General features: G+C 51.1%; 17 protein-coding genes and 1 pseudogene. 13 read left to right on the forward strand and 5 right to left on the reverse strand.

Features of this window, described 5'->3' with window-relative positions:
* Window positions 1–12 precede the first annotated feature (12 nt).
* The 4 genes from PVA48_RS10970 to PVA48_RS10985 form a co-directional block, all read right to left on the reverse strand.
* Window positions 13–561, reverse strand: coding sequence for an 8-oxo-dGTP diphosphatase (locus PVA48_RS10970; protein WP_423231734.1), 549 nt, complete (start codon window positions 559–561; stop codon window positions 13–15).
* A gap of 237 nt (window positions 562–798) precedes the next feature.
* Entirely contained in the window at window positions 799–1,473 is a 675-nt protein-coding gene (locus PVA48_RS10975) for a YopT-type cysteine protease domain-containing protein (protein WP_180973720.1), read from the reverse strand.
* An 84-nt stretch (window positions 1,474–1,557) separates the two neighbouring features.
* Complete coding sequence (locus tag PVA48_RS10980) at window positions 1,558–2,886, reverse strand: MFS transporter (RefSeq protein ID WP_102727979.1); 1,329 nt, start codon at window positions 2,884–2,886, stop codon at window positions 1,558–1,560.
* 100 nt (window positions 2,887–2,986) lie between these two features.
* On the reverse strand, window positions 2,987–4,465 hold the full coding sequence (locus tag PVA48_RS10985; protein WP_215451171.1) for a mannitol dehydrogenase family protein: 1,479 nt from the start codon (window positions 4,463–4,465) through the stop codon (window positions 2,987–2,989).
* A gap of 437 nt (window positions 4,466–4,902) precedes the next feature.
* On the opposite strand from PVA48_RS10985, the gene PVA48_RS10990 reads away from it, so the two are divergent.
* From PVA48_RS10990 to PVA48_RS11005, 4 genes are all read left to right on the forward strand, one after another.
* On the forward strand, window positions 4,903–5,745 hold the full coding sequence (locus PVA48_RS10990; protein WP_423231735.1) for a carbohydrate kinase family protein: 843 nt from the start codon (window positions 4,903–4,905) through the stop codon (window positions 5,743–5,745).
* A 363-nt stretch (window positions 5,746–6,108) separates the two neighbouring features.
* Window positions 6,109–7,449, forward strand: coding sequence for a tyrosine-type recombinase/integrase (locus tag PVA48_RS10995; protein WP_102727981.1), 1,341 nt, complete (start codon window positions 6,109–6,111; stop codon window positions 7,447–7,449).
* Between the two features lie 76 nt (window positions 7,450–7,525).
* Window positions 7,526–8,152, forward strand: a complete 627-nt coding sequence (locus PVA48_RS11000; protein ID WP_046437630.1) for a DUF6088 family protein — start codon at window positions 7,526–7,528, stop codon at window positions 8,150–8,152.
* A 115-nt stretch (window positions 8,153–8,267) separates the two neighbouring features.
* On the forward strand, window positions 8,268–9,152 hold the full coding sequence (locus PVA48_RS11005; RefSeq protein WP_423232522.1) for a nucleotidyl transferase AbiEii/AbiGii toxin family protein: 885 nt from the start codon (window positions 8,268–8,270) through the stop codon (window positions 9,150–9,152).
* Between the two features lie 206 nt (window positions 9,153–9,358).
* Here the strand turns inward: PVA48_RS11005 and PVA48_RS11010 are convergent, their stop codons facing one another.
* The gene (locus PVA48_RS11010) at window positions 9,359–10,366 is read right to left on the reverse strand and encodes a tyrosine-type recombinase/integrase (RefSeq protein ID WP_102727983.1); all 1,008 of its coding nucleotides are present in this window, start codon (window positions 10,364–10,366) and stop codon (window positions 9,359–9,361) included.
* A gap of 95 nt (window positions 10,367–10,461) precedes the next feature.
* Here PVA48_RS11010 and PVA48_RS11015 point away from each other — a divergent pair, with 95 nt between their 5' ends.
* The 9 genes and pseudogenes from PVA48_RS11015 to PVA48_RS11055 all read left to right on the forward strand — a co-directional run bounded on the left by PVA48_RS11015 (window position 10,462) and on the right by PVA48_RS11055 (window position 17,989).
* Complete coding sequence (locus PVA48_RS11015) at window positions 10,462–11,328, forward strand: hypothetical protein (protein ID WP_412673835.1); 867 nt, start codon at window positions 10,462–10,464, stop codon at window positions 11,326–11,328.
* A 2-nt stretch (window positions 11,329–11,330) separates the two neighbouring features.
* The gene (locus PVA48_RS11020; RefSeq protein WP_423231736.1) at window positions 11,331–11,624 is read left to right on the forward strand and encodes a hypothetical protein; all 294 of its coding nucleotides are present in this window, start codon (window positions 11,331–11,333) and stop codon (window positions 11,622–11,624) included.
* A gap of 29 nt (window positions 11,625–11,653) precedes the next feature.
* Window positions 11,654–11,956 (forward strand): hypothetical protein, encoded by a 303-nt coding sequence (locus tag PVA48_RS11025; protein WP_423231737.1) that lies wholly within the window; start codon window positions 11,654–11,656, stop codon window positions 11,954–11,956.
* A 99-nt stretch (window positions 11,957–12,055) separates the two neighbouring features.
* Window positions 12,056–12,397 (forward strand): hypothetical protein, encoded by a 342-nt coding sequence (locus PVA48_RS11030; protein WP_146021067.1) that lies wholly within the window; start codon window positions 12,056–12,058, stop codon window positions 12,395–12,397.
* A gap of 42 nt (window positions 12,398–12,439) precedes the next feature.
* Window positions 12,440–13,609, forward strand: a complete 1,170-nt coding sequence (locus PVA48_RS11035; RefSeq protein WP_102727987.1) for a hypothetical protein — start codon at window positions 12,440–12,442, stop codon at window positions 13,607–13,609.
* Between the two features lie 45 nt (window positions 13,610–13,654).
* Complete coding sequence (gene grpE, locus PVA48_RS11040; RefSeq protein WP_102727988.1) at window positions 13,655–14,569, forward strand: nucleotide exchange factor GrpE; 915 nt, start codon at window positions 13,655–13,657, stop codon at window positions 14,567–14,569.
* Between the two features lie 49 nt (window positions 14,570–14,618).
* Window positions 14,619–15,652: pseudogene (locus PVA48_RS11045) on the forward strand (Hsp70 family protein); the annotation flags it as partial.
* 219 nt (window positions 15,653–15,871) lie between these two features.
* Window positions 15,872–16,303, forward strand: coding sequence for an Hsp70 family protein (locus PVA48_RS11050; RefSeq protein WP_423232523.1), 432 nt, complete (start codon window positions 15,872–15,874; stop codon window positions 16,301–16,303).
* 12 nt (window positions 16,304–16,315) lie between these two features.
* Window positions 16,316–17,989, forward strand: a complete 1,674-nt coding sequence (locus PVA48_RS11055; protein ID WP_102727990.1) for an Hsp70 family protein — start codon at window positions 16,316–16,318, stop codon at window positions 17,987–17,989.
* The last annotated feature ends 36 nt before the right edge of the window (window positions 17,990–18,025 follow it).

An 18,025-nucleotide genomic window follows, 5' to 3' on the forward strand; every position in this document is an offset into this window, starting at 1 on the left:
CTCCCGGATGGCTCAGAGGGAAGGGGAGGCGGAGGGCGCCTGTTTTTCCTTGCCGGGGCAATCCCCGGTTTTCAGGGAAAACTCCAGCATCCGGTCCCCCTCAAACGTGAAAAACGCCTCAAACCGTTTCCCGTCCAGCATGGCGGGAAGCCAGAACCGGTCATCCTGCCACATGAAATCGTAGGGAATCCCGTCCACCGGGCACCAGAAAGGCTCTGCCTCCGGCGTTTCCAAAGGGGTGCCCTTGAAAGAGGACGCCATGAACACGTGGCAGCGGATTTCCGGAATGGTGCCGCACGTGAAGGAAAAATTCAGCACGCCCATTTCCCGGGCGTCCGCAACGTCAATGCAGAGTTCCTCCCGGACCTCCCGCAGCACACACTGGAGGGCCGTTTCCCCCGGCTCAAACTTCCCGCCGGGTCCGTTCACCTTCCCCGCGCCGATCCCCCTCTTCTTGCGTATCAGGAGAATCTTTCCGTCCTGCACCACAAACATCAGGGTGGCGAGGATATCAGGGGTCCACTGGGCAGGCCATTGAAAGCCGCTGCTTCTGTCTTGCATGGGCGCATGTTACAGGATGAGAGGGAAATCATGAAGAAAAATGCGAAATAAACCTGGTTGCCGCCAGTTCCGGGACATGGTTTCGCGCCGGTGAGGTATGAGGGTTGAGATGAAGACTTGCCGATTATGGAAAAGGAAAATCCCTCTCAACTTCTCATGGAAGTTGAGAAGGATTACCGTCAATAATTTGCCTCCTGCTGCGGAGGACTCATCCCAGGAATGAGTGGTAGTTTTTCCTTAATAAAAAGCATCCAGGTGAAAGATATTGTTAAACCTGCCTTGGTAGCGATGATCAATGGTTAGAAATGCTTCTTTAAGTTCTCCTGGCAGATCGGTCTCGCTGTCGCATTCCAGAACGAAGAAGTTGGGGTCAAAAATGTGCACCTTCCCCTTTTCGTGGTGAATGCCGATGGCGTGTCCATTAGGTTCGGCTCCTCGAATGGCTAAAATAGTGTAGGTGACGTCCTGTTGTAAAATCTTGGAAATAGCGTAATCCATAAAATTATTTTGGAAGAAGTTTACTGGGACCATTTCGTTATGCAGCATCCGCATTCCCCCTTCAATAGCCATTTTTTCACGGCTACGGACAATGACATCCGCCATGTCGTTTTGTTCATGGAAAACGGAGGCTTTTGCCGCGTATCCCTCTCCATAGATAAGGGATGCCTTTGAAATGGACTGATTACGAGGCGTACTGATGCTGTGTTCAATATCGGCCCAGAATTGACTTTCTTCATGACGATGGCATGCAATGAGCCAATAAGTGACCAGGCCCAGACATATTCCGGAAGGATAAATATTCCCTGTCTGGCGAATCAACTGTCCCTGACTGAATGATTTTATTTCTTTCATGATTCTTCTTAATGAAATGGTTGAGAGCGCATCATTCCATGAAGAAGAGGCGGAGGACATGATGGTTTTCCCTGAGGGAAAATCAACTTCCCGGAGCATGGGACGGGCTGTTCCGCCGGACCCGGCTTCTCCCCGGAAAAGAAATCAGTCCGTTCCTTCCAGCAGGTCTTCTTTCCTGACGCGGGAACCCGCAAGGGCATAGGCAAGCATGACCAGCTCACAGAGGAAGACGAGCATCCATGACCAGCGCCAGCTTCCCAGCGCGTCCGTCAGCGCTCCCTGGAGGAAGGGGAAAACGGCGCCGCCGAACACGCCCATCATGAAAATGCCGGAAGCCTTGGCGGTGTATTTTTTCAGCCCCACGGTGGCGAGCGTGAAAATACAGCCCCACATGACGGAATGGAACAACCCTACGGAAACCAGCACCCACAGGTTATGGGTGTAAATGGCGACCAGCGTCAGGATGGCCGCCGCGGAGGTTGCCGCCGTCAACTGGACACGGGGGGAGATATGGTTCAGCCAGCTGGAAACGATGCGCCCCACCATCAGTCCGCCCCAGTACAGGGAGGCCAGCAGGGCCGGAATGCCCAGGTCCACCCCCCACACCACCAGGTTGCTGGAGCCCAGAAACAGCAGCGGTTCATCCGAATTGCTGAGTTCCAGGGCGTGCAGGTTCACGTTGATGCCCACGGACACCTCCGCGCCCACATAAAAGAAAATGGCGATCACGCCCAATGTCAAATGCCGGAAGGACCAGATGCTGCGTTCCAGTTTTTCTCCTTCTCCGGCCGTGGTGTCCCGGATGTTGGGCAGGTAAAGGCGCTTCGTCATCAGGGTGACCAGCGCAATCAGGACGCCCAGGATAAGCAGGGGAAGCATCAGCTGCCGCACGTGGACGCTCTCCATGGGCAGTCCAGCGAACAGGATGCCGGTCACGAAAAACGGCGCGATCGTCGTTCCGAAGGAATTCACGGCGCAGACGATGTTGAGGCGCTGGACGGGCTGGGTTCCCTTCAATTCATAGGACGTCACGTAGGGGTTGATGACGACCTGCAAAACCGTGGCGGAGGTGCCCATGGCATAGGACCCCGCCAGAAAAATAAAATAGCCGTAGGGGATGCTGGCCCCGGCGATCGTCGTGCGCAGGTCCCCGAACTGGACGGTGAACCATGCGGACAGGAAAAAGACGGCCAGCCCAAGCACCATGAACAGGAGCCCCCGTATCAGCGTGGTCTTGTAGCCGTAGCGGTTGATCCAGCGGGAGGCGATATTTCCGTTCACCAGGTACGCCAGGAAAAAGAAAAAGGGAATTAGCGTGATGAACGTGTTTTTCAAGGCGCCGGCATCCGGCAGGAAGGCGCTTTGCAAAGGCCCCTGGAACTGGCCGTTCACGGTGGACAGGAACCCGACGAGAAAATAAATGAAAGTCAGGGCAAGGAAGGGACCCAGGCGTGAATGCGGTTGTGTTTCCATGAGAGGAGGGAAGGGTGAGAATGCGGCGGAAAGGAAGAGGTCGGGAAGGTGTCTTCATGCAGCCCGGAACAGGAGACGGGCTGCATGAAGGATTGTATGACTACGGAAGAACCAATTTTTCCAGAACGGAGAGCACGCCGTCTTTTTCAAGCTTCTCCACCATGCCCAGGTACTGGCTGACGAACTTGTCCGCCGCCTTCAAATCCGTGCTCCGGAAGGGGGAGAGGGCGAGGAAATCCAGCGGGTCGTCGCTGGCGATCAGCTTCCGGTCCTCCTTGGTCAGCCAGGGCTCGTTCACTTCATAAGCCTGGCCCCGGTCATCCTTTCCGTGCTTCAGGTAATGGCGGTAGGCGGCCACGAAAAACGCCAGGCGTTCCAGGTCGGCGCCGTCCCTGATCATCTTCGTTAAAACGGGCATCACATACACGGGAATCTTGGAAACGCCGTCAAAGCACAAGCGGCTGATCTGGTCGCTCACCGCCTTGTTGCCGAAGCGTTCCAGCAGGGTCTTCTTGTACAGCTCCAAATCCGTATTCCCCGGAGGCGGAACGTAGGGGCCCGCGTCCCGGTCCATGAAAAGGCGCAAGTAGCGGGCGAACCGTTCATCCCCTACCGCCTCGTCCACCCGGCGGTACCCGGCCAGAAAGGCGGGGTAGGACAGCAGGGAGTGGGACGCGTTCAGCAGGCTGAGCTTCATATTCTCATAAGCGGAAACATCGTCCGTAAACTCCACGCCCACGGTTTCCCAGTCCGGGCGCCCGGCAATGAAATCATCCTCAATCACCCACTGGATGAAATCCTCCGAATAGACGGGGGCGGCGTCTTCCACGCCGCTCTGCGCGTCCAGTCGCTTGACGTCGTCCGGCGTGACGGCGGGCGTGATGCGGTCCACCATGCTGTTGGGGAATGTCACGTTCTTCTTCACCCACTGCGCCAGCCCGGGATCCTGGGCCTCGATAAAGGAAGTGAACGCTTTCCGGGCCGTGTCTCCATTGTGCTGGAGGTTGTCGCAGGATAGAACGGTTACGGGGCCTGCGCCGTCCTTGCGCCTCTTCCGCAATCCGGCGGCCAGGAACCCGAAAACCGTCCGGGGATGGTCGAGATGTTCCAGGTCATGTTTCACGTCCTTGCTGTTGAGCATGAACTCACCGGTTTCCTTATCCAGATTGTATCCCCCTTCCGTAATGGTCAGCGTGATGATTTTAGTGCGGGGGTCCGCAATCCTGTCGATGACCTTTTCGGGATCCTTCGGCCCCCACGCCAGATCCACCAGGGAGCCTATCTCATAAAACTCGTCCTTGCCGTCGCGGCCGCAGACCGTCAGCGTGTAAAGGCCGTCCTGGCTCTTCAGCGCCTTGTAAAGGGGTTCGTCCTGAGGCAGCAGCGCCACTCCGGAAATTCCCCATTCGTCACGGCCGCCCATGCCCAGAAGCTGGTTCGTGTAAAACTCTTCATGCGCGCGATGGAAGTTGCCCACTCCTATATGGACTATCCCCGGCTGAATGGTTGTCCTGTCATAGGGGACGGGAGCCCCCGGAATCTTCGCCTTGCCCTGTCGTTTCAGTTCCTTCTTCATCATCTTGAAATGAGGTATGGTATTTGCCGTCTCATACTAATGGGCATTTCCGGAGAGGCGGGTGTTAGGGATATGCCAGACTTTTTCCCTATCCGGCGGATTGATCACGCGCCGCAGGGGACCGTTCACGGAAAAATCCCGGATTTTTTTACGGGCACGGTTTCCACAGGGCGCGATGGGACCCCGGCAGTACGTCCTTTGCCGGCATGACTGGAATGAACCTCTTTTTCCTTTCCCGGAACAGGCGGCGCGTTCTATGCTTTACTATCTCTCCCGGCTTTCCTTTATGCCGGAAGGACCACCTTCAACATTTGGAAAAGCATGTATGACGTCGTAGCCCTCGGAGAACTGCTGGTGGACTTCACCCCCTGCGGAGTGAGCGCCCAGGAACTGCCCGTTTACCAGGCCAATCCGGGGGAGCCCCCTGCAATGTCCTCTCCATGCTGTCCCGGCTGGGGCGCAGGACCGCCTTCATCGGCAAGGTGGGGCATGACATGTTCGGGAAAATGCTCCGGCGCACGCTTCAGGAGGAAGGCATTGACGATTCGGGGCTGGTCTCTTCCCGGGAAGTCAACACCACCCTGGCCTTCGTCCAGATTGACGAACATGGCGACCGTGATTTTTCCTTCTACCGCAATCCCGGCGCGGACATGAAACTGACCTCCGGGGAGGTGGACATGGCGCTGGTGGAAAACACGCGCGTATTCCACTTCGGGACCATCTCCATGACGCACGGCGACGTGCGGCGCGCCACGAGGCATGCCGTCAGCCATGCCCGGGAGAAGGGTGCCCTCGTCTCCTTTGACCCCAACCTCCGGCCTCCCCTCTGGCCCAGCCTGGAGCTGGCCCGGGAGCAAATGCTCTACGGCTGCGGCGCGTGCAGCGTCATGAAAATAGAGGTGGAGGAACTTCTGTTCCTCACCGGGTGCTCCTCCATGAAGGAAGGGCTGGATGCCCTGAAAAGGGAATTCAGCAATCTCCGCCTCATCCTCGTAACAGGGGGCAGGGAAGGGAGCTGGGCTTCCTATGGAGACACGCTGGTTTACCAGCCTACGTTCCTGAAGGTCAATACCATTGACACGACGGGCGCCGGAGACGCCTTTTTTGGTTCCTGCCTGGACTGGATTCTGGAAACAGGGCTGGAAAACCTGACGGACGGACAGTTGGCGGACATGCTTTTATTCGCCAACGCCGCCGCGTCCATCGTGACGACGCGCAAGGGAGCCATCCGCTCCATGCCGAACCGCGTGGAAGTCCTGGCCCTGATGGCAGGGGGCGTTTGAAGGGCATCGTAAATACACAGCTTCCCTCATTGGTTTTTACCTGAACTGTTTCCAGCGAGTAAACAAGAGGGAGGACCTTTCATTTCTTGCAGCACATTCCCGTTTCGTGTTGATAAAAGTTGTATAAATATACTGCGGTTTGTCTTGCAATTGTCGATAAACAAAAACCGCAAGCGCTTATGAACAGCAACTTGCGGTATAAAAGGGATGGTGCTCGAGAGGGGACTCGAACCTTCACGGGGAACCCCCACTAGAACCTGAATCTAAACACTTTTATTCATTGTAAGCAATTTACGAATATGTCCCCCAGTTTGTCCCCTAATTCGTCTTGAAGCTTTTTCTGTAAACCATTACTCTCGTTACATGAAGAGGAAGCATGCCAAAGGCCGATATGGCAGCAAAGTCAAACTCACTGAAGTAAAGAAGAAAGGTCGCCCTTCAGTCTGGCGGCTCCGCTTTGTTGACAAGGACACGGGAGAATGGAAAGAGCGCACCTTCCGCGATTACGACGAAGCCCGGGCTCTCTACGATATGTATGACAAGGGGCATATCGACGATGCCCTGGCAATATTCAATATGGTTGCAGAGGGAGAATCCGTGGTCGAAATGTTCGCTATCCGCTTGTGGAGAAAATTTGGTAGGGACAACAACCTTCTGCAACATACGCTTCAATATTTGTACCAGCATGAAGATCCGGAAGAGGTAAAGGCATTTGCAACTGATCTCCTTTCGTGGTGGAAAGATGCTCTCACGGATACCAAAGAGCAGGAAATCAAGGATTTACTCGGATCACAATTAAGCGTCATTGCTGATCATGTTGACATTACTACCCCGAAACCACCCTCGACGGGTATATCTCTGGATGACGCCATGGCTCAGTATCGAAAGGAGAGGCAGCTGATGCTGGATCGGGGCCAATGCCAGCCGGCCCACCATAAGAACGTCCTTCATGAACTCGATAAATGGCAGCAAGGCTGGACCAACCGGGAGTTGTCATCAATCACCGCCGCCGAAATCAATGACAAACTGGATTCGTTCCGGTATCAGGGAAAGCCCCTCTCGAATACCAGCAAATACAGGTACCGGGGTACGCTGAATGCCTTTTTTCTCTGGGCCATTCAGCACGATCTGATTCAGAAAAACCCGGTCTCCTTGACCGTCGCTCCTTCCAGGGATCACATCTCCATCGGGATTCTTACCCCGGACGAATTCCGGAAATTGCTTGAGGCGGCATTAAAATATGACCGCCCCATGCTTTCCCGTATTGTTCTACAGGGATTGTGCGGGCTAAGACGTTCAGAGGTTGTTCAATACAAGGACAAACCGGATGGACATGACGATATCTTTGTTTCGCGTGAGATCGCGAAGGGACCCAAGGGGAAAACGAAGGATCGTTACATACCCACCTCCCCGCAAATCAAGGCATGGCTGGCCGCAGGAGAATGGGAGCCAATGACCCGGGATGACGAACTCAGATATGGCTATCGCCTGGACCAGCTGGCAGCCAAAGCCGGCATCACGATACCAAAGAATGCGTTGCGACACTCATTCGCTTCCTATCAGGCAGCTCTCCATCCCTTGCCGGATGTTGCCCGCTGGATGGGACATAGTGGAACGCAGATGACCGAATCCCACTACAGGCAGGGTGTTTCCCGTAAGGATGCTGAAGCATACCTTTCTATCATCCCGGATGCGGTTAATTGATCTTTGCTTCAGTCATTTTAGTCAGATAAACAGCATTTTTTATTGACTTTAGTCAGATAAACAATACTTTTTAATCATGAAGGGGAGCATCAGGAGCCAGCTGAGGGAAAAAATATTTTCCGAGAAGGCAAAAGGAGAGGTTATTACCTCTTCCGATTTTCTTGCGTTCTGGCCCAGGACAGCAGTAGATCAAGCGCTTTCTCGCATGGCAAGGGATGGCGAGCTCAAGCGTATCCTTCCCGGTATCTATGAGATCCCAGCGACCAACAAGAGATTTAATTTGCCTGTACCAACTGACCCGGAACAGGTAGCGAAAGCCTGGGCAAGGAAAAATGAAGCTCGTCTTTTACCTAATGGAATCCATGCCGCTAACGCTTTGTGGCTTTCCGACCAAATGGCCGGGCGGTACGAGTATTTGACGGATCGACCTTCTGCAACGGTTCACGTAGGTGGATGGAAACTCCGCTTCAAGAAGACATCTCCGAAACTGATGCGCCTGTCGGGGAGTATTACGGGATTGGTCGTTCAAGCGTTGCGCTCGCTGGGCAGGAAGTCGATAGATCGTGATTTTGTGGTCACTCAATTAACCAAGCGGCTTTCCGATACGGAAAAGGAACAATTATCTCGTGATATGGAACTTGTTCCTGTATGGATGCGCCCCATTCTACAACAAGTCATAGCGCCCCCTGTCTCCCATGAGTGATTTCCTTGGTCTCCCATCCGAAGATTGAATATTCCTGTGCCGCCACATTGGCGAGCAGCTGGGTATCATTCCTTCTATTGTTGAAAAGGATTTCTGGGTATGCCGGGTTCTGAATATCCTTTTTCGGGAAGACTCCTTGAATCCTTATCTATGCTTCAGAGGCGGGACGTCCCTCTCCAAAGCGTACAAGATCATACGCCGTTTCTCTGAGGATATCGATGTTGCGTTATCTCCCCGTTTCTTCACTGAACTGGGTGAAGAAGATAAGCCGACAGCGTTTCAATCCGCCAGCCAGAGGGATGCTAAATTGCGTAAGATTCGCCCCCACTACCGGAGGATGATGGAGCATGTTCTCCTGCCTCTCATGGAGGAGAGGATGAAAGAAATGGGAATCAAGAATGTGCATATCGAGTTGGAAGATCTGTCCACGGCCCGTGATCCATTTGTCCTCTTAATCCATTATCCATCCTTGTTCGAACAGAATGAAAGCCTCTACATTCGTCCTTTTGTCAAAATCGAATTGAGCGGGAGAGCTCAGACGGAACCATCCGAAGCCAGGATGGTCGATTCTTACATTGGGGAAGGATTTCCGGAGTTTTCAGATTCGACTGAAGTACGAACGATTAGCCCTTTCCGAACATTCTGGGAGAAGTGTTTCATTCTCCATGAGAATAATACCCGTCCGCATGAAGGATGGAATATCAAGGCCAGGCTGGCACGCCACTATTATGATGCGGCAGCCCTTATCCGAGCGGGATATGTTGATAAGGAGCTATTCTTCGATGTAAGGGACAAACGCAAGCTCTACCATTGGCAGACATGGGTCGATTACGATACATTGCTTCCCTCGGATTTGAAACTGATCCCGGATTCTCTTGAATTGCGAGAAAAATGGCAAAGGGACTACGAACAGACTTCTGCCATGCTCTTTGATGAGCCGGAGCCTTTTGATTCATTGATGAGCACGATCAATGGCATCATGAATCAAGACATAGGATGAATGTCCTGATATGATTGATAAAATGTTTCCATATCCATTTTTTATCAATCATATTTGAAAAATCTATTCCCTTCGCGTCATCTATATGTGACGGCTTATTACCTGCCGTCATGTACCCATGACTCCATTCTATGTACTCCGCCATCAGGTGAGGCACCAGGAAAAGCACTTGCGTTCTGGTTTCGCATACCGAGTCCCTTGCCTTACTATTTAGCTTCTCGCCAGAACGCAGCAGCATCTTTTCGCAGAACAGGAGCCATATAGCGGCTCCTCAATAGTGAGGTGTCACGGTGTCCCATTTCCATCTGTAACTCCGACAGGTTTCGGAAATAAGCAGCGTGATAACTTGCAAACGTGTGGCGACAAATATCGGGCACCCAGTTACTCTGGAAACCGGCAACTCTGCGCAAAGCTTTCCATTTGCGTTTCCAATTTCGAGGAATATAGCGGTCTTTCTTCCTGATATTGTGAATCCCTCTTAGAGGTACGGCTCTGCCGCCGCCAGTCTTACTGACGGTAGACCGCACGATTACCAGACGCTCATCCCATTGGAAGTCAGTTTTCTGCAAACGGCTTACCTCAGTCGGCCTGATTCCGGCGTAAAGCATCAAATTCAAGGAAAAACGCATATTCCTGAATTCGGGGCGTGTAGTTGCTTCCTTCAGTTTTTCCACATCCTTCAGGGAAAGCGGCTCAATGTACCTTTCTTTTATCTTGGGCACTTCAATGCGGATTACCGGGTTTACATCACACCATTCCTGGCGAATGCCGTAAGTAAATATGCTGTGAAGAATGACGCGACCCTTCGTATAACTGCTTGGACTTGAACCGAATGCCGTCTCTAAAATTTTCTTGCATTGAATAGGAGTCATGGAACGCAAAGGCAATTGGGCAATACCCTCGACACGTAGAATCCGACGAACGAAATGGCGCAAGTCTCTTTTCGATGACGGCCTCAAATCCTTCCGGGCATCGACACTTGCCCAGGCTGCTACTTCCAAAGTGACTGTATGAGTGGCAGATTTTACAACGGACACTCCTTTTTGCAACGTGTTGCGCAGAAGAACAATCAGTTCTACCCGGTTGAGCCCCCGAGCCAAATTCCCCAGATTTTCAATAGCTTCTAGTACAAGACGAGCCAAATCGCACTGTGTAAGGTCGACCTTCTTCAGTAATTCTTTTGCAATGAGATTTTCAGTGAGTTCTTCATTCATAATGCTGATGTCAAAAAAAAATCAAAATGATATTTTTGAAATAATTGGGAAGGATTTAAGGGGATTTTTTTCTCTGATTCTTCCGTGAATTATGGATGAAATTGTCATGGGTTATTCCTGTTAATGTTTGGTTATCAAAGAATAAACACGGAATCAGCATTATGAATGCTGTATCGTATTCTCCGACAAGAAAATTTATGGGATCGGGTCAACTGGTTAAATGTATTTGCAATCAAACGCATGGAGGCGATGTGTGCAGCCATTGCGGTTTGCCCCATTCTACAGCTCGTTATCTCTCACAAACTGGTCCTCTGCTGCCGTTCTTCATTCTGGCCGGCATGGCTGCTGTTTTCTGTTTTAACCACTACAATATTGCAGATCGACTGAACAGGCAGATCGAGGAACCAGAAGAGTTCATTCCCATAATTCTTGACCCGGCAACTCCACTTTCCTCTGAACCGAAACCGAAAGCAGAACCGAAAGCAGAACCGAAAGCAGAACCGAAAGCAGAACCGAAAGCAGAACCGAAAGCACTAACCCCCGAATTACTGGAAAAGAAGGCCTATCATATGCTGCACCTTCTGGTCGGCAGGTATCCTGAGGGAGAATCCATTTCTACCATGTTTTCAGAAGAAATCCTTAATATGTCATTGGATATCAAAACATCCCGTGACGATATTCTGGAAAGTATGAACGGGTTCCTTGCCAGATTTCCCGTACGCGTTGTCAGGCTAACCTCCGTAGGAAGAAAAGACCGGATGTTGGAAATAAATACCAGACGAATCTTTCTGGATGCAGACGGAGCGCGGCTGGATGTGTATGGCAAGACCGTTGTCATGCTGGATGCGGAGGGTCAAATCACAGGATTGTCTGATGACATTCAGGATACTCCTGCCGAACTAAGCAAAGGTTTCACCCCCATTGAATACTCCCGACAGAAAACTATCAGCAACAACCAATAAACATGAACAACAAACATTACTTTAAGAAATCATTCGTATTACTCATGGAAGCCGGCGTACTAACCTTCGGTCTGGGTTCCTGTGCCAACATGTCAGATACAACAAAGACGTATGCTCAGGCTACGGGAATAGGAGCAGCTGGCGGAGCTGGTGTGGGAGCTCTGGCAGGTCAGGCTATAGGAGGTGATACTAAATCTACTGTTATCGGAGCTGCCATTGGGGGAGCATTGGCGCAATCGCCGGCTGGTTCTGGGGGGATTACGTTGTCCAGCAGAAAAAAGAATACGCCAGTGTAGAAGAACAAATCAGACACAGCAATCAGGTTATGGACAAGCTCATTGCACAGACGAAATCCAGAAACGCGGAATTGGCTCAGTCTATTGCCAATCTGAAAAAAGAAAAAAGGCATCTCGCCTCTTCCGACGTCAAAACAAAATCACAAAAAATGACGAGGGAAGTAGATAAGCGCATTTCTATTCTCAATGAAGAAGTAACCCTGGCGCGAAAAGCAGCCGATAATGCTTCCGGCAATCAAAAAATCGCTCTGCGAGGCAAAATCAGCACGCTCAGTCATGAAATCAATTCTCTGGCAAAACACAAGAAAGCTCTTTCTACCCTTTCTGCATAAAAGTCAAAAATTATTTACCGGGCTTGGCTCCACCAGGCCCGGTAAGACACGAATCTTATATTTCCGAAAAAATTCCCATTTAATGAACCTGCCTTTCTTATGAATACGAACAATCACCTCTGTCTAACAAGCGTTTTTGTTGTCGCTTGTTCCTTGCTCTCCTCCTGCAGCACTACCGGAGATCCCACCCAAGGAGGTATTTTCTGGTCTCCCGATAAGGCTATGGAGCGCCGTCAAAGTCTACTGTCGGAACAGTCGATCAAACAAGCGACATACAATAAGATAAAAAAGACGACAAGTAGTTACGCTAATACTCGAAACGATCTTCTGAAAAAACGTAACGAGTTGCAAGCCCGCAAGGAAGCCTCTTCCTCACTACAGGATAAGGAATCGATCAACGCGGCAATCAAAGATATTGAGGCAGAACTGGGAAATATGTAGCCAGCTTCCTCATTACGTTTGTCTCCTACGTGATAACGGTACATGAATAAACCGTCCAACATCAACTTTGGCCGTCTCGCCTTTGTTCTTCTTATCGGTGGTTCGTTGCTGTATAGTTTTATCATCTCCGGTTATCTGGAGGAGGAAACGCGCAGAGTGGCAGATATCTCGATCGAGTACGGTTTCTACGCAGGATACAGTCTGTGGGTATTGGGAATGGTTCTGTCCAATATTCTCTCAATCAACCGTATTACACGCCATAAATATGCCGGAAGCAAGGGACTGAACACTGCTCTGCAAATCTGGTCGCAAACACTTCTGGGAGCCGGTAAAGCCAGCATCGTTGCCCCTGTCAAGGTTTACCGGGAGCTATCTGCTCAGGGAAACCTGTTGGTCAGGCTGGTATCCATGGTGGAAGTCTACATCATGCGCCCGATCGTTTCTCTGGCTGTTCTGGCTGCATATGCTCTCCTGTCCGCACTCTTCATTCTTCCTCTATCTTTCTTTAAACTGCAAACTTCCCGTTTTTCCAGCGAAGAAACGAATGAAAATGGGGTCCGCATGCTGCCTGTCACCTGTGTAGCCGGTTCGGATACAACAAGGACTTCTCTTTTGCGAGCCCTTGTTTCAGCCTTGGGAAACGTATCCGTACCCCGGTGGTACGCGTACGATACTCCTCGCATCAATTCCACCTGCACTCAACCCAGATACAACTACATCGAATTGTTGCTCAGCCGCAAGAGAAACGACAAACAACCTGCGCTTTGCCTGCAAATTTGCGATTTCGAAGGAAGCGATGCGGCCTCTATTAATTCGTTGGATGCCATGCCCTTCTACTCTCTTTTGCAAGGCGCCGTTTTTGTGGTGGAAGAAACGGCTGGCAGCGCCTCATTTGCACAAGCCTTCGACAAGTGGCATGAACTGATGAGCACGGCCTACAAAGCAAGATTGCAAAAGCTTAAATGCGCCGTGGTCATCCGGTCGAATGGCAAGATTCTTCCCTTTGATGGAGCATGTGAGCTTGATGCCGGTGCGGATCAAGCCGCCTGCCGTCATTTCCTTCATGACCTTCAATGGGCTGATGTTCTCGGAAAAGCCGATCTTTTCCGAAATACGGCATTTTTTTCCATCTCCTCCAGCGACCAGGAATTGAACGAATGTCCCGGCGTTTACGCTCTCGCCAAATGGCTGTTACAAAATATTCCCGCCTGATCCCGCACTTATCTTTCCCTCTCCATCAATTCATACACCACCATCATGACTAACCAGAATAATCCAGAAGACTGCATCAGCGAATGCATATTTGAATCAGCTGAAGAAAATATCATAATAGAAAATTCCGGTATGGAAGGTTCTTCCGTTCCGGAAACCGCTTCGGAGCAGGAGGATCAACCGGAATCTCCACAGGAAATGGAGCCGGAAGAAGGCCCCGTCTCCGAAGTCGAGCTGCGGCAGGAATTCACACCGGAGAGCAAAACCGGATCAGATGCTGAAGCGGAATCCTCACCAGAGTCTGTTCCTGCAGCCGTGCCGGAGGAAATTGCGTCAGATACTCATTCGGAGACAAGCCCTGAATTGGAATCCTCTCCGGAAGCTGCCCCGGATTCTTCTCCTCAGTCCGTCATTGAAGAGCCAACCCCTCACCAGGCGACAGCTGACCAGACTCCCATACTGAATATCCTGACCACCCTGCAATCGCAAATATCCAGCCTTCAGGAAGAGTTCAACAGCAAAATGCGCTATGACGCCTCCAAAAAGGAAATCATTGACAGGCAATATCAGGAACTCGATGCCTACCGCCGTGAAATACATGAAAAACTCAACAAGGCTATCGTGATGGATCTTATTGCTGAGATCGACGGTGCGGAACGAAGCGCCGAACATTACAGCGCTCTGGAAGCCACTCCGGAAAACTATGCCAAGCTCCAGAAACTGGTCCTGGCCCATGCCGAAGACCTGCGCGACCTGCTCGAAAACAACGACATCGATTCCTTTCGTACCGAAGCAGGGGCCGCTTTCAATCACAAACGCCACAGCGTACTCAAGACCGTTGTGACCGACGATCCTTCCCTGGCCAAAACCATTCAGGCCTCTTTGCGCTGGGGATTCGAAAAAGACGGAAAAGTCATCCGCCCCGAAAAAGTAGCCGTCTACGTACTGGCAACGGAATAATCACTTTTTCCTCTGCCATCCATTCCATGACATCACACATATTTTCATTATGAGCGAAAACACTAAAATCAAAGTATACGGTATCGATCTGGGTACCACGTATTCCGCCATTTCCCATGTGGGCGACAGCGGCAATGTTGAAATCATCAATAACCCGGACGGCGGTTCCATTACAGCTTCCGCCGTCTTCTTTGAAGATGGCGGTATTGTCGTCGGGGAAGGTGCCAAGGAATCCGCCTATACCGATCCGGATAACTTTGTCCACCTGATCAAGCGTGAAATGGGAACAACCTGGCGTAAAACTTTCCTGGATAAGGAACATTCTCCCGAATCCATTTCTTCCCTCATTCTTAAATACATGGTGAAAGGCGCTGAAATGAGCGGCCACGAAGTAAAGGATGTCGTCATCACGTGCCCTGCCTATTTCAATGAAGCCGAACGCATGGCCACGAAAGCAGCCGGCGAACTGGCAAAACTCAATGTACTGGCCGTTGTGGACGAGCCCATTGCCGCAGCTATTTCCTACGGAATGGGGATAACCGGAAACGATCAGGGAGAAACACAGGAGACAAGGCAGATCATCGTCTATGACCTGGGCGGCGGTACGTTCGACGTGACCGTCGTGGAGATTTCTCCCAAGGGAGTAAAGGTCATTTGCTCCGATGGAGATCACAAGCTGGGGGGGCTGACTGGGATGCCGCTCTGCGTGACCTGTTGCTTGAAAAGCTTCTCATAGAAAACCCCGAGGCAGGTGACCTGATGGCCGACCCGGAAACCAGGGCTGCCTTGATCACGACAGTGGAAAAGACAAAAATGAGTCTCAGCCAGAAAGAAACAGCTACTGCCCGCATTACCTGCTGCGACGGCAGCAAGAGCAAGGTGAGTGTGACTCGGGAGGAATTCAATGAAGCGACTCAGCCTCTGCTTAACCGTACGATAGAATTCACGGATGCCATGATTGCCATGGCTCGTGAAAAAACAGGTGTGGAAAAAATAGATGAATTCCTGCTGGTCGGCGGTTCTACCTATATGCCGCAGGTGATGGAGATGGTTAACAGCCGCTACAAGGACACTTTGAGGGTAGAGCCCAAACTGTATGAGCCCAACCATGCTGTTTCCAAGGGCGCTGCCCTCTATGGGAATAATAAGGCTATCAGGGATCTTTATGAAAAGGTTCTTAAAGATCTGAAGGAAAAAAATCCCGATACCCCGACAGGAAAACTCGAAGACGAGGCAAATAAGAAAGTTGCAGACGAATTTTCGTTGGCACCTGAAACGATTGAAACTGCGGTTAACACCGAGATGATTACGGTGGCTTCCAAAAGTATCGGTATTCGGGTGAAGAACAAGGAAGGTAAATTTGTCTGTTACAACCTGATCGAAAAACAGAATGAAGTTCCTTGTAACAATACTCAAGCTTTCCCTGTTTCTGCCGCTAATGCAGCCACTCTGCCTCTCATCGTCTATTCCAATAACATTGTGGGAAAACAGGCGGATCTGGACTGTTGCCTGGAACTTGGTAAAGCAACCATGGAATTGACTCCCGGCTTGCCCGCAGGGGCTCCTATTGAAGTAACATTCGCGCTGGATCCTGAAGGCCGGCTCGAATTGACTGCCCGGGATGTTACTAATGACAAGAAAATTGTTGTGCCCTTCCAGGTAGAAGGAGTCCTCAGTGAAGAAGAACGGAAAAAGCTGGAGGAAGTTGTAGCCGATCTGGAGATGGTCGATTAACCAACATAAATCATGAACAGGATAGCCGTGGGAATTGATCTGGGCACAACATACAGCTGTGTGGCATATGTGGGCAGGGATGGCCGACCCCAGGTTTTGCTGAACAGTGAAGGCGAACGCACGACGCCTTCCGTTGTCTGGTTCGATGACGATCGAATTGTCGTAGGCGATGAAGCCAAGCAGGAGGCTTCCATGAGTCCCGGCGAAGTGTGTACCTTCATTAAACGCGAAATGGGTTCGGAGAACTACCGCTTTTCCTGTTCAAAGGGTTCTTACAGGCCGGAGCAGGTCTCGGCCTGCATTCTGCGTAAACTGGTGAATGATGCGTCCGAGCGTCTGGGTCAGGAAATTCAGGATGTGGTTATTACCTGTCCGGCCTACTTTTCCCATCAGGAGCGCGAAGCCACCAAGGCGGCCGGGGAGATTGCCGGCCTCAATGTTCTGGAAATACTCAATGAGCCCACTGCCGCCGCCATGGCCTATGGACTCACCCAAAACCACCATGCCGAAGAACGCAATATTCTGGTCTACGATTTGGGTGGAGGAACCTTCGACGTGACCATTATTAATGTTTCCCCCAAGGGACTGAATGTAGTCTGTACCGATGGCAATCATCACTTGGGTGGAAAAAACTGGGATGAAGTCATGCAAGGAATGCTGGTGGACCGTTTGCAGATGTCGTCGGAAAGCGCAATCGACCTCTTGTCTGACCCTGCCGCCAGTCAGGATATGCAGTTATTAGCTGAAAAGGCCAAGAAAACACTTACATCTCGTACAGAGGCACAGGTTTCCTATAAATTCGAAGGCGAAAAACTATACGCCCACATCACACGTGAAGAATTTGATTCAGAGACGGAATCCCTTCTTCAAAGTACAATCAGTGGAACGAAACGCGCCCTGGATATTGCCCGGGGAAAGGGAGTAAACAGAATCGATGAAATCATTCTGGTGGGAGGCAGTACCTACATGCCTCAGGTTTCCGTTGCAGTTGAAAGAGAATTGGGGATTACTCCCATTTCCTATGATCCGGACGAATCGGTAGCCAAGGGTGCAGCTATCTCCGCACTGGCTCATCTGATGCGCGAACAGATTGGAGATGGATTCACTCTAGAAGCAGACGATACCGGTGAATTTACGCTGGAAACGGAAGGGAAGCTTCAGGAGTTGGCGGATGACAGCGGATTTACCCTGGAAGCGGTCAGCAACATACTGACTCCATGTTCCAATGTATGCAGCCGCAGCTTCGGTCAAATTTTACTCCGTTACTCCGATAAGGTGTCGCGTATTTATAACCTCATTTACCGGAATACCAACCTGCCTGTCGAAGCAAACATGCCCAGTTATACTATTGAAGACAATCAAAGTACCGTACATATACAAGTAGTGGATAATCTGGTTGAATATCCAGCCACACCCGAAGAAGAGAGAAAACTCAATAGAGAAGGAATTGATCCCAACGACGCTCGTCTCATCTGGGAAGGAAATCTGCCTATTCAACCGGGACTCCCGGCTGAGTCTCCCATAGAAACCGTTTTCAAGCTGGATGAAAGCGGGCTGCTCACCATCTTCTCACGGGATCCTGCCTCCGGTCAGGAAATCAAAGGAGAAGTTCAGACGGCCTGTACAATTCCGGCGGAACAGCTGAACGCCATGAGGAAAGAGTTGGAGCGAGCTACCATCGAATAACTTCTCTCTTGAGAGTTTTCCACTCACTTTATTTTC

Source organism: Akkermansia sp. JRP_AM1 (assembly GCF_049262625.1).
In the GTDB taxonomy this organism is placed as follows: Bacteria; Verrucomicrobiota; Verrucomicrobiia; order Verrucomicrobiales; family Akkermansiaceae; genus Akkermansia; species Akkermansia massiliensis.